Source organism: Achromobacter sp. AONIH1, from assembly GCF_002902905.1.
In the GTDB taxonomy this organism is placed as follows: domain Bacteria; phylum Pseudomonadota; class Gammaproteobacteria; order Burkholderiales; family Burkholderiaceae_B; genus Achromobacter.
Genome location: NZ_CP026124.1, coordinates 4,589,460 through 4,605,496 on the forward strand (window position 1 = coordinate 4,589,460; position 16,037 = coordinate 4,605,496).

The 16,037-nt window shown below is 66.4% G+C and carries 14 protein-coding genes; 5 read left to right on the top strand and 9 right to left on the bottom strand.

Going from position 1 to position 16,037, the window contains the following annotated elements; all coding sequences use genetic code 11:
- Nucleotides 1-262: 262 nt before the first annotated feature.
- The 3 genes from glnQ to glnH all read right to left on the bottom strand — a co-directional run bounded on the left by glnQ (nucleotide 263) and on the right by glnH (nucleotide 2,558).
- A complete protein-coding gene (gene glnQ / locus C2U31_RS20995; protein WP_103274546.1) occupies nucleotides 263-991 on the bottom strand; it encodes a glutamine ABC transporter ATP-binding protein GlnQ in 729 nt (242 codons plus the stop codon).
- Nucleotides 988-1,644 carry a glutamine ABC transporter permease GlnP gene (gene glnP, locus C2U31_RS21000; RefSeq protein ID WP_103274547.1) on the bottom strand — a complete coding sequence of 219 codons (657 nt, stop codon included), beginning with the start codon at nucleotides 1,642-1,644 and terminating at the stop codon, nucleotides 988-990. The genes glnQ and glnP overlap by 4 nt, the downstream gene beginning before the upstream one ends.
- A 167-nt stretch (nucleotides 1,645-1,811) precedes the next feature.
- Complete coding sequence (glnH, locus tag C2U31_RS21005) at nucleotides 1,812-2,558, bottom strand: glutamine ABC transporter substrate-binding protein GlnH (protein WP_103274548.1); 747 nt, start codon at nucleotides 2,556-2,558, stop codon at nucleotides 1,812-1,814.
- A gap of 172 nt (nucleotides 2,559-2,730) precedes the next feature.
- Between glnH and C2U31_RS21010 the strand changes: the two genes are divergently transcribed.
- Nucleotides 2,731-3,765, top strand: coding sequence for a C45 family peptidase (locus C2U31_RS21010; RefSeq protein WP_103274549.1), 1,035 nt, complete (start codon nucleotides 2,731-2,733; stop codon nucleotides 3,763-3,765).
- A 65-nt stretch (nucleotides 3,766-3,830) separates the two neighbouring features.
- Here C2U31_RS21010 and C2U31_RS21015 read toward each other — a convergent pair whose 3' ends face one another.
- From C2U31_RS21015 to nudC, 3 genes are all read right to left on the bottom strand, one after another.
- Complete coding sequence (locus tag C2U31_RS21015; RefSeq protein WP_103274550.1) at nucleotides 3,831-7,454, bottom strand: hydantoinase B/oxoprolinase family protein; 3,624 nt, start codon at nucleotides 7,452-7,454, stop codon at nucleotides 3,831-3,833.
- Between the two features lie 99 nt (nucleotides 7,455-7,553).
- Complete coding sequence (locus tag C2U31_RS21020) at nucleotides 7,554-8,063, bottom strand: winged helix DNA-binding protein (RefSeq protein WP_103274551.1); 510 nt, start codon at nucleotides 8,061-8,063, stop codon at nucleotides 7,554-7,556.
- A 131-nt stretch (nucleotides 8,064-8,194) separates the two neighbouring features.
- The gene (nudC, locus tag C2U31_RS21025) at nucleotides 8,195-8,962 is read right to left on the bottom strand and encodes an NAD(+) diphosphatase (RefSeq protein ID WP_103274552.1); all 768 of its coding nucleotides are present in this window, start codon (nucleotides 8,960-8,962) and stop codon (nucleotides 8,195-8,197) included.
- A gap of 342 nt (nucleotides 8,963-9,304) precedes the next feature.
- Here nudC and C2U31_RS21030 point away from each other — a divergent pair, with 342 nt between their 5' ends.
- The 4 genes from C2U31_RS21030 (at nucleotide 9,305) to C2U31_RS21045 (ending at nucleotide 13,488) form a co-directional block, all read left to right on the top strand.
- Complete coding sequence (locus tag C2U31_RS21030) at nucleotides 9,305-10,279, top strand: TRAP transporter substrate-binding protein (RefSeq protein WP_103274553.1); 975 nt, start codon at nucleotides 9,305-9,307, stop codon at nucleotides 10,277-10,279.
- A gap of 7 nt (nucleotides 10,280-10,286) precedes the next feature.
- Nucleotides 10,287-10,787 (top strand): TRAP transporter small permease, encoded by a 501-nt coding sequence (locus tag C2U31_RS21035; protein WP_103274554.1) that lies wholly within the window; start codon nucleotides 10,287-10,289, stop codon nucleotides 10,785-10,787.
- On the top strand, nucleotides 10,780-12,081 hold the full coding sequence (locus C2U31_RS21040) for a TRAP transporter large permease (RefSeq protein ID WP_103274555.1): 1,302 nt from the start codon (nucleotides 10,780-10,782) through the stop codon (nucleotides 12,079-12,081). The genes C2U31_RS21035 and C2U31_RS21040 overlap by 8 nt, the downstream gene beginning before the upstream one ends.
- Before the next feature lie 330 nt (nucleotides 12,082-12,411).
- On the top strand, nucleotides 12,412-13,488 hold the full coding sequence (locus C2U31_RS21045; protein ID WP_103274556.1) for a porin: 1,077 nt from the start codon (nucleotides 12,412-12,414) through the stop codon (nucleotides 13,486-13,488).
- 153 nt (nucleotides 13,489-13,641) lie between these two features.
- On the opposite strand, the gene C2U31_RS21050 is transcribed toward C2U31_RS21045, so the two are convergent.
- The 3 genes from C2U31_RS21050 to C2U31_RS21060 are packed head-to-tail and all read right to left on the bottom strand — an operon-like array spanning nucleotide 13,642 to nucleotide 16,034.
- Nucleotides 13,642-14,349 (bottom strand): ABC transporter ATP-binding protein, encoded by a 708-nt coding sequence (locus C2U31_RS21050; protein ID WP_103274557.1) that lies wholly within the window; start codon nucleotides 14,347-14,349, stop codon nucleotides 13,642-13,644.
- Nucleotides 14,350-14,353: 4 nt separating this feature from the next.
- Nucleotides 14,354-15,076 carry an ABC transporter ATP-binding protein gene (locus C2U31_RS21055; RefSeq protein WP_103274558.1) on the bottom strand — a complete coding sequence of 241 codons (723 nt, stop codon included), beginning with the start codon at nucleotides 15,074-15,076 and terminating at the stop codon, nucleotides 14,354-14,356.
- Entirely contained in the window at nucleotides 15,057-16,034 is a 978-nt protein-coding gene (locus tag C2U31_RS21060) for a branched-chain amino acid ABC transporter permease (RefSeq protein WP_233772447.1), read from the bottom strand. Before C2U31_RS21060 ends, C2U31_RS21055 begins: the two co-directional genes overlap by 20 nt.
- Nucleotides 16,035-16,037 lie beyond the last annotated feature (3 nt).

Below are 16,037 nucleotides of genomic sequence, written 5' to 3' on the forward strand. Positions count from 1 at the left end.
CGCGTCGTGGTCAGGAACGCATCGTAGGATTTATGAAACGTTTGATCTATAGGTGGATACCATGAAACATACGATTCAAAAATAAACGAACGGGCTAGCGGTCCGCCGCGCCGGATCGCGAGCCTGCAAGAACAGCCAGGGCGAACAGCCCGAGAGGATGGCCGGAACCACCCTTCTTGCGAGCCTGAATGAAAAAGAGCGGACGATGTCCGCTCTTTCAGGTCTGCCGCCGCCAGCGCGGGCCGGCGTCCGGCAGCAATGCTCAGGCCACGTGCTGCAGGAAATCCCGCAGGCGCTGGCTGGGCGGATTGCCCAGCAGCTCCGTGGGCGGACCGTCATGGGCCACCTTGCCGCCGTCGATGAAGATCAGCCGGCTGCCGACCTTGCGGGCGAACTCCATCTCGTGGGTCACGACCACCATGGTCATGCCCTCCTCGGCCAGGTCCTTCATGACCTTCAGCACTTCGTGCCGCAGCTCCGGATCCAGCGCCGAGGTCGGCTCGTCGAACAGCATCAGCTTGGGCTTGATCGCCAATGCGCGGGCGATGGCTACCCGCTGCTGCTGGCCACCCGACAACTCAGACGGATAGTGGTTCATGCGCTCGGCCAGGCCGACCTTGCCCAGCAGTTCCTGGGCCAGCTTGCGCGATTCGTCCCGGCCCATGCCGCGCGTGTGGACGGGCCCGAACATGACGTTCTCCAGCGCCGTCATCTGCGGGAACAGGTTGAACTGCTGGAACACCATGCCGGCCTCGCGCCGGATCTCGCGCACCTGGGCCGCGTCACCCTTCACGCTCAGGCCGTCGACCAGCAGGTCGCCGCCGTTGATGGTCTCCAGCACGTTGATGCAACGCAGGAAGGTGGACTTGCCCGAGCCCGACGGCCCGACCACCACCACGACTTCGCCCGCGTCGATGTTCAGCGAAATGTCGTTCAGCACCAAGGACTCGCCGAAGCGCTTGGTGACGTTGTGGAATTCAACCATGCTCATAGTATGCGCATCCTCTTTTCCAGCAGGCGCAGGCCCAGCGCCATCGCACCGGTCAGGATCAGGTAGACGATGGCCACCGCGGACCAGATCTCGACCGCACGGAAGTTGGCGGCCATGATTTCCTGGCCCTGCCGTGTCAGTTCCGCCACGCCGATCACGATGAAGAGCGAGGAGTCCTTCAGGCTGATGATGCACTGGTTGCCCAGCGGCGGGATCATGCGGCGGAACGCCACCGGCCCGATGATGTGCAGCAGGATCTTGTGAAACGGCAGCCCCATGGCCTGCCCGGCTTCCTTCAGTCCCTTGTGCACGGACAGCAGCGACCCGCGCACGATCTCGGAGATGTAGGCGCCCGAATTGATCATCAGCGTGACGATGGCCGCCCATTCCGCGTCCACCCGGATTCCAGCCATGATAGGCAAGGCGAAATAGATGAACATCACCTGCACCACGATGGGCGTGCCGCGGATGACCGCGACGTACACCTGGGCGATGCCGGACAGGATGGGATGCCCGTAGGCCCGGACCACGCCGGACAGCGCGCCGAGCAGGAACCCGCCGAACAAGCCCCAGAAGGTGATCTTGACGGTCATCAAGGTCCCTTCCAGCAAATTGGGCAGCGCGTCCCGGATGACTGACCAGTCGAATTCCACGATTTCCCCCTCAGGCGCCCATGCGCGCCGCTGCTAGGCGGGGATGCCGGCCGGCGCCGGCCGGCCCGGGGCCGCCCTTTGCCGAATCCGGCCGTCCCACAGGAAACGACCGGATCGAACCGCTGCCGGGCAACCCCGAACTACCGAAAAACCAAACGCGGCAAAGCTCAGGGCTTCTTGCCGAACCACTTGGTGTAGATGGCGTCGTACTCGCCGTTGGCCTTGAGCGTGGCCAGCGCCTTGTTCACCTGCGGGACCAGATCGCTGCCCTTGGGGAAGGCGATGCCATAGAAGTCGCCGCTCTTGACCGAGCCCACCACCTTCACGCGACCCTTGCCGGCGGTGTTGGCGTAGTACTGCACGTTGGGCGTGTCGTGCACGGCGGCGTCGACGCGGCCCGTGGCCAGCTCGAGATAGGCGTTATCGATGTTGGGGAACAGCTTCAGCTTGGCGTCAGGCACCTGGGCCTTCAGGAAGTCCACCGTGGCGGTGCCGGTCTTGACGGCGACGGTCTTGCCAGACAGGGACTTGGCGTCCTTGATGTCGGTGTTCTTGTCGCCGACCAGGATGGCCAGGCCGCTTTCGTAGTAGGGATCGGAGAAGTCGATGACCTTCTTGCGGTCGTCGCGAATGGTGATGCCGGCCAGCGCCACGTCGATGTTCTTGGTCTGCAGGCCCGGAATGATGCCGTTGAAGTCCATGGGCTGGAGCTTGTACTGAAGCTTCAGTTCCTTGGCGATGGCCGCCCACAGATCCACGTCGAAGCCGGTGTAGGTATTGCCCTGCTTGAACTCGAACGGCACGAAAGCCGTATCGGTGGCCACGACCAGCTCCTTGGCCTGGGCTGACGAGGCGGCGCCGAACATGGCGACGGACAAGCCGACCAGCGCGGCGGCGAACTTGCGTTTGATCATGTAACTCTCCTCTTGGGGGACGCTCGAGGCCCCCCGGGTTTGTCGTCGGGGCATGATTCCTGGGGTAGCGCCGGGATCGCCGGCACAACGCATTGGCGATCTTAACGCATCCGTCCCCACCCGCCAGAGCTTAGAAAAATTACAATCCGCATGACACCCCGGAGAATCCCCCATGCCATACAAGCATGTACGCATCGCCGGCACGCGCCGGCAGGTCGGACAGGCGCTGGGCAAGCTGGCCCGCCCGCTGATGTCCGCCTACCTGGACCAGAGCGAGACCTGGGAAACGCTGCGCCCATGGCGCGGGCATCCCTACCTGGACGCGCTGGCGGCGCAGGCCAGGGCGGCGCTGCCAGCGGTATGGGAAGAATTCGAAGGGCTGGCCGAGGGCCTGGACATGCCGCTGGCCGACGCGCTCCTGTGGAACTGTCGCGGCGACCTGCTGCACAAGACCACCGACGGCTGCACCTCGGCGGCCCTGAAGTCGGCGGATGGCACGCGCTGGATCGGCCACAACGAAGATGGCGACCCCTATCTGTATGGCCGCTGCCACCTGGTGGATGTGGCGCTGGATGACGCGCCCGGCTATCTCGGCTTCTACTACCCCGGCTCCTTGCCCGGCCATACCTTCGGCGCCAATCGCGCCGGACTGGTCCAGACCATCAACAACCTGCGCGCGCGCCAACGACACGAAGGCGTGCCACGCATGTTCCTGGCGCGCGCGGCGCTGGACTGCGCCACGCTGGACGAGGCCGTGCAGCTGCTGCGCGCCACGCCCTGCGCCGGGGGCTTTCACCACACGCTGGGCTCGGCGCAGGACGCCAGGCTGTTCAGCGTCGAAGTGCTGCCCGGCGATGTCTCGATACAGGAAATCGGCGCCCGCTACGGCCACGCCAACCACATGATCCACGCTGACACCGCCGGCCTGCCGCAGGTCGTCACCGATTCGTCGCGCGCGCGCCAGCACCGCATCGAAGGCATCGTCGACAGCTGGTCGCCCGCGACCGGCGGCGCCGAGCTGCTGGCCGCGCTGCACGATACCGAGGGCGCATTGCCGATCCTGCGCACGGACCGGCATGACCCCGATGGCGAGAACACGCTGGCCACCGCCGTGTTCGAGATCGGCGACGGCGAAGTCACGCTGCGCGTGTACGACCGCAAGCCGCGCGCGGAGATCGCGCTGGACGTGATGAACGATCCGGAATGAAAAAGCGCCGCTCGCGGGAAGCCTGACGCTTCCCGCGAGCGGCGCCCGAGGCTGCCGCCCAGCGCCTACAGCGCGCCGTAGCCGCCGCCTCCCGGCGTTTCCACCACGAACACATCGCCCGGACGCAGCTGGGCGCTGTCCTGCGGACCCAGCGGCTGCACCGTGCCGTCGGCCCGCTCGACATAGTTGCGACCCATGGCGCCGGGCTGGCCGCCCGACAGGCCGAACGGCGCGTGCAGGCGGTTGTTCGACAGGATCGCGGCCGTCATGTCCTCCAGGAAGCGCATGCGGCGCACGCCGCCGTCGCCGCCCGGATAGCGACCGCCGCCCCCGGAGCCATGACGGATCTCATACGAATCCAGCCGCACCGGGAAACGGAACTCCAGCACTTCCGGATCGGTCAGGCGCGAGTTGGTCATGTGCGCCTGTACCACCGAGGTGCCGGCGAAACCCTCGTCGCGCGGACCGGCCGCGTCGATGCGGACCGGACCGGCTCCGGTACCACCCGAGATGGTCTCGTAGTACTGGTGACGCGCGTTGCCGAACGTGAAGTTGTTCATCGTGCCCTGGCTGGAGGCCAGCACGCCCAGCGCGCCATACAGCGCGTTGACGATGCACATGGACGTTTCCACGTTGCCCGCCACCACCGAAGCCGGCGAGTTGGGGCGCAGCATCGAGCCTTCCGGCAGCACGATGGACAGCGGCACCAGGCAGCCGTCGTTCAGCGGAATGTCGTCGTTGACCAGGGTGCGGAACACGTACAGCACCGCGGCCACGGCGATGGCGCCCGGCGCGTTGAAGTTGTTGTCCAGCTGCGGCGAGGTGCCGGTGAAGTCCACCACGGCGCTGCGCGCCGCATTGTCCACCCGCACTTCCACCTTGATCACCGCGCCGTTGTCCAGCGGGTACTCGTAGCGGCCATTCTTCAGCACCGAGATCACGCGGCGCACCGCTTCCTCGGCGTTGTCCTGCACGTGCCCCATGTAGGCACGCACCACGTCCAGGCCGAAGTGATCGCACATGCGCAGCAGTTCCTGCACGCCCTTTTCGTTGGCGGCGATCTGCGCGCGCATGTCGGCGATGTTCTGGTCCGGATTGCGCGCCGGCCAGCGCCCCGAGCCGAGGATGTCGCGGGCGGCCTGCTCGCGCAGCTCGCCGTTCTTGACCAATTGGAAATTGGTGAACAGCACGCCTTCGTCCTCGACCGTGCGCGAATCCGGCGGCATCGAGCCCGGCGTGGTCCCGCCGATGTCGGCGTGGTGGCCGCGAGAGCCGACGTAGAACAGGATTTCCTTGCCGCCCCGGTCGAACACCGGGGTGATGACCGTCACGTCGGGCAGGTGCGTGCCGCCGTGGTAGGGATCGTTCACCACATACGCGTCGCCCGGCATCATGCGGCCACGGTTGGCGTTCATCACGGTGCGCACCGACTCGCCCATCGAACCCAGGTGCACGGGCATGTGGGGCGCGTTGGCGATCAGGCGGGCCTGGGCGTCGAAGATCGCGCAGGAGAAGTCCAGGCGTTCCTTGATGTTCACCGAGTACGCGGTGTTCTGCAGGCGGTAGCCCATCTGCTCGGCGATGGACATGAAGAGGTTGTTGAAGACCTCCAGCATGACCGGATCGGCCTGGGTGCCGATGGCGCGGCGCTCGGGACGCGCCTCGACGCGGCGCAGCACGATGTTGTCCTGCCCGGTCAGCTCGGCCTGCCAGCCGGCTTCGACGACCGTGGTCTGGTTGGGCTCGGAGATGATGGCCGGGCCGGCGATCTTGTCGCCGCCCGCCAGCGCCTCGCGCACATAGAGCGGCACATCGCGCCAGGCGCCGCCGCTGTACATGCGGACCTGGCGGCTGGGCGCCAGCGCGGCGTCGCGGGTCTGCGCCACCGAGGCGCCGTCCACGCGCTCGCCGCCGCCGGTGGCTTCGACCGAAATGGTCTCGACCACCAGCGCCCGGTCGGGCATCAGGAAGGAATAGCGCAGGCGGTAGGCCGCCTCGAAGTCCTGGCGCGCCTGCTCCAGCGTGCCGAACGGCACTTCGAGCGAGGTGTCGGTGCCCTGGTACTTCAGGTGCAGGCGACGCTGCACGGAAATGTCGGCCTCGGCCACGTGCTGGCGCCGCAGTTCGCCCACGGCCTGTCCGGCCAGCTCGTCCAGCTCACCGGCCAGCGTCTGCATCAGCGCGGCGTCCAGCACCTGCTCGACGGTTTTCTGGCGCATGTCGGTCTGGTCGGCCAGGCCCATGCCATAGGCCGACAGCACGCCACCCAGCGGATGCGCGAACACCGTGGTCATGCCCAGGGCGTCGGCCACCAGGCAGGCGTGCTGCCCGCCGGCGCCGCCAAAGGTGGTCAGCGCGTACTCGGTCACGTCGTGGCCGCGCTGCACCGAAATACGCTTGATGGCCTCGGCCATGTTGCCCACGGCGATTTCCAGGAAGCCTTCGGCCAGCTGCTCGGGCGTCATCTCGCGCCCGGTGGCCGTCCGCACCTCGTCGGCCATGGCCGTGAAGCGCGCCACCACGGCGTCGCGGTCCAGCGGCTCATTGGCCTCGGGGCCGAACACCTTGGGGAAGAAGTCGGGCTGGATCTTGCCCAGCAGCACGTTGCAGTCGGTCACCGCCAGCGGGCCGCCACGGCGGTAGCAGGCGGGGCCGGGATTGGCGCCGGCCGAATCAGGGCCGACACGCAGGCGCGCGCCATCGAAATGCAGGATGGAACCGCCGCCGGCCGCGACCGTGTGGATGCTCATCATGGGCGCGCGCATGCGCACGCCGGCCACCTGGGTCTCGAACTCGCGCTCGAATTCGCCGGCGTAGTGCGATACGTCGGTGGACGTGCCGCCCATGTCAAAGCCGATCACCTTGGGGAAGCCGGCCTGTTCGCTGGTGCGCACCATGCCGACGATGCCGCCGGCCGGGCCGGACAGGATGGCGTCCTTGCCACGGAAGCGGTGCGCGTCGGTCAGGCCGCCGCTGGACTGCATGAACATCAGGCGGATGCCGGGCAGCTCGCCGGCCACCTGGTCGACATAGCGCTTGAGGATGGGCGACAGATAGGCGTCCACCACGGTGGTGTCGCCACGCGACACGTACTTGATCAGCGGGCTGACCTCGTGCGAGGCCGACACCTGCGTGAAACCCAGCTCGCGGGCGATGCGGGCGGCGCGCTGCTCGTGCTCGGGCGCCTTCCAGGCATGCATGAACACGATGGCGACCGCGCGGATGCCGCTGTCATGGGCGGCGCGCATGGCCGCACGCAGGCCTTCCTCGTCCAGCCCGCGCACCAGCTTGCCCTCGGCGTCCATGCGCTCGTCGGCCTCGACCACGGACTCATAGAGCATTTCCGGCAGCACGACGTTGCGGTCGAACAGGCGCGGACGGTTCTGATAAGCGATGCGCAGCCCGTCGCGAAAGCCCTTGGTGGTGACCAGCAACGTGCGCTCGCCCTTGCGCTCCAGCAGCGCGTTGGTGGCCACCGTGGTGCCCATCTTCACGCACTCGACCTGCTCGGCCGGCACGGGCTGGCCCGGCGCGATGCCCAACAGCTTGCGGATGCCCGCCACGGCGGCGTCGCGGTACTGCTCGGGGTTTTCCGACAGCATCTTCGCGGTCGTGGTGCTGCCGTCGGGACGACGCGCCACGATGTCGGTGAACGTGCCCCCACGGTCAATCCAGAATTGCCACTTCATGATCAGGTAGTCCTTGAAAACAAAAATTGCCGCGGCGGCGATGCCGGCGGATGCTGCGGGCGGCGGAGCGGGCTCCGCGCCGTATTCGGGTGATCGGGATCAGAGGGAAGTCGCCGCGCGAGCGGCCTGGTCGTACAGGCCGGACAGCGCGCGCAGCGTATGCGCGAGCTGGCGGCTGAACTCCAGTCCGCCGCCGCCCGGGCCGTTCAGGCCGGAGGTCAGGCACTGCTCGCGGATTTCCGCGTAGCGCTTGAGCACCGTCGAACCTTCCTCTGTGACGCTGTAGAACACTTCCTTGCTGGCGCGCTCGCCCTGCACCATGCCCAGGCGCTCGAGCTTCTTCAGCGCGTAGCTGACGATGTGCGTGTCCTCGACATTGAGGGTGAAGCAGATATCGGCCAGCTTCTTCGGCCGCTGCCGGTGGTACACGTGGTGAAAGACCATCACGTCGGTGCGCGTCAGGTCCGGCAGCCCGGCCGCCGCCATGCAGCGCACGATCCATCGGTCGAACGCGTGGCCGGCGATCATCAGGCCGAATTCGACTTCGGACAGATCGGGCGAACTGCCCCCTGCCAGATGGGCGGAGGCGGCGATCAAGGTTGAGGTCATGGCTGGCTGGCGGAGTTCATGTCCTCAAAATACTAATAATTTATCTACATTTCATCAATAAAAAATAACTAGGGCACGAATGGAAATGCCCCTTTCAAGGGAATACCCCTAGAAAAAATGCCGTTTTGCGACTAGCCGGCCCAGCCCAGCGGCATGTGGGCGCGAATCAGCGCGCCCGCGATGGACACGCGCCCTGCGATCTCGGGCATGGGATCGCCGGGACCGAACCAGCGCGCCTCGAGGATCTCGTCCTCCTGCACGCGGGTCTCGCCGGACACATAGTCGGCCGTGTAGGCGATCATCAGCGAATTCGGGAAGGGCCAGGACTGGCTGCCGAAGTAGCGCAGGTTGCCAACCTTCAGGCCGACTTCCTCGTAGACCTCGCGGTGCACGGTCTGCTCGATGCTCTCGCCCGGCTCGACGAAGCCGGCCAGCGCGGTATAGATCGCCGAGATGCGCCCGGCATGCCGCGCCAGCAGGATGCGGTCGCCATGACGCACCAGCACCATCATGGCCGGCGAGATGCGCGGATAGGCGCTATGACCACAGGCCGGGCAGCGCAGGCAGAACTCGCCCGCCACGCGCTCGGCCGGCGTGCCGCAGGCGCCGCAATAGCGGTGCGTGCGCGCCCACTCGGCGATCTGATAGGCGCGACCGGCCTGGGCCATGCCGTGATCGTCCAGCACGCCGAACAGGCCGCGCAGCTTGCGGAAGGCATAGCCTTGCGGCGCTTCGATACCGGGCTCGACGTGCGCGGCGCGCTGCGGAGCGCCGGGATCCAGCCATACAGGTTGCAGCGCCTGCGGCGGCAGGCCCAGACCCGCGCACACCTGCGCGTCGGGCAATACGCCGGTCTCTTCCACGACCAGCAATTCATCACGGCGAAAAACGAAGTTCACTCCAGGCCCCTGTATGGCGTAGCGGATGCTGGAATTTTATTCACTTGGCAAGCAGGCTTCGATGCCAATCGCATGCATGCCTCGCGCGCCGGACAGTTCGCCAGAACCGCAAGCACACGCGATGTCGGCCGCGCATTGCGGACCATGTGTTGGATTCATGCGCGGGCGCGCGCCGCAACGCCTAGGAATAACCCGTAAATTCAACATTTGCCTGCTCGCCGTGACCGGCCGGCAACATAGAATGACTGCGCTTTTCAGCGGCGTGTCATCCACGCCAGCTCTTTTCCGCCATGCCAACCGGGGCCTTGCCCCGTCTATATCACCGCACAGAAGGACCACCCCATGCACAAGAAAATCTCGCTGCTGGCCGGCAGCATCGTCCTGGCATTCAGCGCGGGCGCGCAGGCCCAGACCAAGTGGGACCTGCCCAGCGCCTACCCGGCGAGCAACTTCCACGTCGAGAACCTGACCAACTTCGTCAAGGACGTGGATAGCCTGTCTGGCGGCAAGCTGAAGATCACGCTGCACAACAACGCCTCGCTGTACAAAGCCCCCGAGATCAAGCGCGCGGTGCAAGGCAACCAGGCCCAGATCGGCGAGATCCTCTTGACCAACTTCGCCAACGAAGACCCGCTGTACGAGCTGGACGGCCTGCCCTTCCTGGCCACCGGCTACGACGCCTCGTTCAAGCTCTACCAGGCGCAGAAGCCGTTCCTGGAAAAGAAGCTCAACTCGCAAGGCATGACGCTGCTGTACGCGGTGGCCTGGCCGCCCCAGGGCATCTTCGCCAACAAGGACATCAAGCAGATCTCCGACATGAAGGGCCTGAAGTGGCGCGCCTACAGCCCGGTGACGGCCAAGATCGCCGAACTGGTCGGCGCCCAGCCCGTCACGGTGCAACAGGCCGAACTGGCCCAGGCCATGGCCACCGGCGTGATCGATTCCTACATGTCCTCGGCGTCCACCGGCTACGACACCAAGACCTACGAGTACATCAAAAAGTTCTACGACACCCAGGCCTGGCTGCCGAAGAACGCGGTCATCGTCAACAAGAAGGCGTTCGACGCGCTCGATCCCGCCACGCAGGACGCGCTGAAGAAGGCCGGCGCGCAGGCCGAGGAACGCGGCTGGAAGCTGTCGCAGGAAAAGAACAAGTGGTATCAGGAAGAGCTGGCCAAGAACGGCATGGAAACCCTCAAGCCCACGGTCGAGCTGAAGGAAGGCCTGTCCGTGATCGGCAAGCGCATGCTGGATGACTGGCTCAAGAAGGCCGGCGCCGACGGCCAGGCCATGATCGACGCCTACCGGAAGCAGTGATATCGCCATGCGCCGCTTTCTGGACTCTCTATACGGCGCGGCCGGCCTGCTGGCCGGCCTGTGCACCGTCGGCGTGCTGGTCTCGGTGCTGGCCGCCATCATCGCGCGCCAGCTCAGCCTGAACATCCCCGGCACGGACGCCTATGCCGGCTACTTCATGGCCGCGGCCGGCTTCCTGGCGCTGGCCAGCACCTTCAAGCACGGCGAGCACATCCGCGTCACGCTGCTGTTGAACTCGCTGTCGCCCGCCGGCAGCCGCCGCCTGGACATCTTCGCGCTGGCCGTGGGCTGCCTGCTGGCCGCCGCGTTCGCCTTCTTCAGCGTCAAGCTGACCTACGACTCCTGGCAATTCAACGACGTCTCCACGTCCAACGACGCCACGCCGCTCTGGATTCCCCAGATCAGCATGGCCGTGGGCACGGTCCTGTTCCTGGTCGCCCTGCTCGATGAGCTGGTCCGGCGCTCGCGCGGCATCGCCGCCGCTACTTCGCAGCAAACCCATGAATGAACTTCTCGTCATCACCCTGCTGGTCGTCTCGATCTTCGCGCTGCTGGGCTGCGGCGTCTGGGTCGGCCTGACCCTGGCCGGCACCGCCTGGATCGGCATGGAGATCTTCTCCAGCCGTCCGGCCGGCGACGCCATGGCCGTCACAATCTGGGGCGCCGCGTCCAGCTGGACCCTCACCGCCCTGCCCCTGTTCCTGTGGATGGGCGAGATCCTGTTCCGCACCCGCCTGTCGGAAGACCTGTTCAAGGGCCTCGCGCCCTGGCTGAACCGGCTGCCCGGGCGGCTGCTGCACACCAACGTGATCGGCTGCGCGATCTTCGCGGCGGTCTCGGGCTCGTCGGCGGCCACCTGCGCCACCGTCGGCAAGATGACCATCCCCGAACTGACGCGCCGCGGCTATCCGGAATCCAAGATCCTGGGCACGCTGTCGGGCGCCGGCACGCTGGGCCTCCTGATCCCGCCGTCGATCATCATGATCGTCTACGGCGTGGCGGCGGATGTCTCCATCGCCAAGCTGTTCATCGCCGGCATCGTGCCGGGCATCCTGCTCGCGCTGTTGTTCATGGGCTACATCGCCTGGTGGGCGATCCGCAATCCGGGCGAAGTGCCGGCGGCCGATCCGGGCCTGACGTTCCGCGAGAAGCTGTCGCGTTCGCGCCACCTGATTCCGGTCATGCTGCTGATCGGCGCGGTGCTGGGCTCGATCTACACCGGCATCGCCACCGCCACCGAGGCGGCGGCCGTGGGCGTGGTGGGCGCGCTGATCCTGTCGGCGCTGCAAGGCTCGCTGAACCGCTCGACCTTCATGCAATCGCTGCTGGGCGCCACCCGGCTGTACTGCATGATCGCGCTGATCCTGGCGGGCGCGCAGTTCCTCACGCTGGCCATGGGCTACATCGGCCTGCCGCGCGCGCTGGCCGAATGGATCGGCGGACTGGGCCTGTCGCAATTCGGTCTGATCATGGCGCTGATGGTGTTCTTCATCATCCTGGGCTGCTTCCTGGACGGCATCTCCATCGTGGTGCTGACCATGGGCGTGCTGCTGCCCACGGTGCAGGCGGCCGGCATCGACCTGATCTGGTTCGGCATCTTCATCGTTTTCGTGGTGGAAATGGCACAGATCACGCCGCCGGTGGGTTTCAACCTGTTCGTGCTGTCCGGCATGAGCGGGCGCGAGCTGCCCTACATCGCCCGCGCCTCGCTGCCGATGTTCTTCCTGATGATCCTGGCGGTGCTGCTGCTGTACGTGCTGCCCGGCATAGCGACGTGGTTGCCCCAGCACATGACACTTTGATCCCCGACCGCTCAAAAACCCTGCACCAGTTGCAGGGTTTTTTTTGAACAATTACGCGATTGTCCGCGCAATGTCACTTTTTCAAATCCTGTAAACCCAGGGAAAACGCGAAAAGATTAATCCGCCCATACCGTTCGTAACCTTTTTAGAATTCCAGGGCGCTAGAGGTTGCACAACGATGGCGCGCTCAAGCCCCTTGGACCCCTGCTCCGGACCCGCGCTCATCCCAGCGTCGGTGCATGGGCCCAGCGCCTGACGATCAGCCAGACGCAACATGTCGAGCCACAAGCCCGGCGCTCTAATAACAGAAATGACAAAGGAGAAGTCTTCGTGAAACGCATTACCCTCACTCTCGCCGCCGCAGGCCTGGGCCTGGCCGCCGGCACCGCGGCCGCCGAGACCAGCGTGACCCTGTACGGCATCGCCGACGTCAGCATGCGCTACGTCAATACCAGCGACGGCCAAACCGGCGCTGACGGCAGCCGCCTCTCAATGTCCAACGGCGCCATTTCCAACAGCCGTTGGGGCCTGCGCGGCTCCGAAGACCTGGGCGACGGCAACCGCGCCTTCTTCCGCCTGGAGCAAGGCTTCGACGTGCAAAACGGCAAGTCCTCCAGCTCCGGCAAGACCTTCAACCGTCTGGCCTACGTCGGCCTGGACGGCGGCAAGATCGGCGCGCTCACGCTGGGCCTACAGAACACTGTCATCCAGGACCTGATGGCCGACCACTTCGATCCGCTGACTGTCGGTAACTACGCCGAAAACTCGTGGCTGCCTGCGGCGATGGGTCGCGTCCGTGCGGACAATGCCTTCCGCTATGCGAATACGCTGGGAGACCTGGCTGTGATTGGCCAGTGGTCCAATGGTGACAAGTGGTCGGACCGCGCCGCCGGCCAGCAAATGGGTATCAGCCTGCGTTACACGATCGGCCAGCTCGGCCTGGGTGGTGCTTTCCAGAAGACCTTCGGGGCCAACGACTCGGACAAGCGTCAGCAGGTGTGGAACCTCAGCGCCTCGTATCAGTTCGAAGTCGTCAAGGTCTTCGCCGGCTATTTCAACGGCAAGGATCAGACCAACTGGGTCAACGGCATCATGGGCCGCGCGGTGGACAACAACAGCACCCTGGATCGCAAGGACAACGGCTACTTCCTGGGCGCCAGCTGGCAGGCCACCCCGCGCTGGACCATCACCGGCGCCGCCTACTATGACCAGGCCAAGAACGTCGTGGTCGACGGCGACAAGGGCAAGCGCTACGCTCTGATCGCCGTTGCCGAGTACGCGCTGTCCAAGCGCACCCAGGTGTACGGCACCGTGGACTACAACAAGGTCCGCGACGCCTCCACCGGCGATATCTCCGGCCGCACCAGCCAAGTCGGCGGCGGCCTGGGCATTCGCCATATCTTCTGATCGCCAACCGCGATTCAAGGCCCGCCCCCGGCCGCATGAAGACGAAAACCCCACCGCGCGAGCGGTGGGGTTTTTCTTTGCCCTGACGCCATCCCGCCACCCGCCCGATGAGCGGGTGGCGGGACCGGAAAGCGGCTCACGCCGCCCTCGCCTTCACATCCCCAGATACGCCTTGCGCACCTCGTCCGACGCCGCCAGCTCCGCCGCCGAACCGGACAGCGCCACCCGCCCGCTCTGCATCACATAGGCGCGCGCCGCCACCTCCAGCGCCTGCGTCATATTCTGCTCGACCAGCAGCACCGACAGACCATGGTCGCGATTGAGCGCGGCCAGCGCGTCGAACACCTGCTCGACCAGCAGCGGCGACAGGCCCAGGCTGGGCTCGTCGATCAGCAACAGCCTGGGGCCGCTCATCAGCGCGCGGCCGATGGCCAGCATCTGGCGCTCGCCGCCCGACATGGTGCCCGCCAGCTGCTCGCGCCGTTCCTTCAGACGCGGAAACAGGCCATAGACCTGCTCCAGCCGCTCGCGATAGACCCGCTCGTCGCGCACCGTGTAGGCGCCCAGCCGCAGGTTCTGCTCCACCGGCTGGCGCGCGAACACGCGCGCGCCCTCGGGGATCATGGCGATCCCCTGCGTCACCAGCCGGTCGGGCGGCGTGCCCGTGATGTCCCGTCCCTCGAAGATGACGCGGCCGGCCTTGGGCTTGACCGAGCCCACGGTGGCCAGCAGCGTGCTGGACTTGCCGGCGCCGTTGGCGCCGAGCAGCGCGGCGATCTCGCCGGGACGCACTTCCAGGGAAATCTCCCGCACCGCCTGCACGCCGCCATAGGACACGCTCAGGTTCTCGATCTTCAGCATCGCCTCATGCACGGTGCTTCCTCCCCAGGTAGGCTTCGATGACGGCCGGGTCGCGCACGATGTCCTGCGGCGCGCCCTCGGCGATCATCTGTCCGAAATTCAGCACCAGCACGCGCTGCGCCAGCCGCATCACCACTTCCAGCACGTGTTCGACGATGATCAGCGTGCCCCCCGCCGCGTGGATGCCGCGCAGGATCTCGGCCAGCGCGATGGCCTCGGCCGGATTAAGGCCGCCGGCGACCTCGTCCAGCAACAGCATGCGCGGTTCGGTGGCCAGCGCCCGCGCCAGCTCCACGCGCTTCTGGCCAGCCACGTTCAGTTCGGCGGCCCTGACGCCGGCGCGGTCCGCCAGCCCCACCAGCTCCAGCACCTTCATGGATTCGCGGCGCGCGTCCGGCAGCCGGGGATGACGCAGCAAGGCGCCCACCATGGCGTTCTCCAGCACCGTCATCTGGCCGAAGCTGCGCGGGATCTGATAGGTCCGCACCAGCCCCATCGCCGCCACCTGCTCGGGGCGCTTGCCGACCATGGACTGGCCGTCGAACACCACCGAGCCCGAGGTGGGCTGGTGGTGGCCGACCAGGCCATTGAACAGGGTGCTCTTGCCCGCGCCGTTCGGCCCGATGATGGCGACGATCTCGCCGGCCTGCACCGACAGCGAGATGTCCTTGTTGGCCACCAGGCCGCCGAAGCGCTTGGTCAGATTCTCAACGTCCAGCAGAGCCATGGCGCTTCCTCAAGGTAATCAGGCCACCGGGCAGGAACATGGTGACCAGCAGAATGGCCAGCCCGAAAATCAGCAGGTCCAGGCCCAAGCCCGAGCTGCCCCACAGCACCCGCGTGCCTTCCGACAGGGGCAGCAGCACGGCCGCCCCCAGCCACGGACCCAGCAGCGTGCCCACGCCGCCCAGGATCGTCACCAGCACCACCTGCACCGACATGGTCAGGCTGAACATGGACTCCGGATCGATGAAGCCCACGTACATGGCGAAGAATCCGCCCCAGACGCCCGTCATGCCGGCCGACAGCACGAAGGCCAGCATCTTATAGCGGTCGGCGGCCACGCCCAGGCTGCGCGCGGCGGCCTCGTCGCCGTTGATGGCGCGCCAGTAGAAGCCGGTCTTCGAATGCACCAGGAAGTACGTGGCGCAGAACGTCAGGAACGCCAGGCCCACGGCGATCCAGTAGTACGGCACCTTGCTGCGGAACAGCAGCATCCAGGCCGCGTCGCCGATCGGGGCCTCCAGCCCCACGGCGCCGCCCGCCCAGTCCCAGTTGATCATCAGCAGCAGGCCGATCTGGAGCAGCGCGATGGTGGCCATGGCGAAGTAATGGCCCGACAGGCGCAGCGTCGGCCCGCCCACCAGCCAGGCCAGGCCCGCGCTGATCAGCCCGCCCAGCAGGATGCCCAGCAGCGGCGTGAGCTTCAGGTGATGCAGCAGCAGCAAGGTGGTATAGCCGCCCACGCCCACGAACACGGCATGGCCGAAGGAGATCCGCCCCAGGAAGCCGCCGACCAGGTTCCAGCACGCGCCCAGCGCGCCGAACATGATCGCCAGCAGCAGCACCTGCAGCGTGAAGGAATCGGTGACCACGGCGGGCACCAGGGCCAGGCCAAGCGCCAGCAGCGCGGCCACCGCCAAGGGCCATTTCGGCGAGGTGGAAATATCAGCAGGTTTGTTCATCGC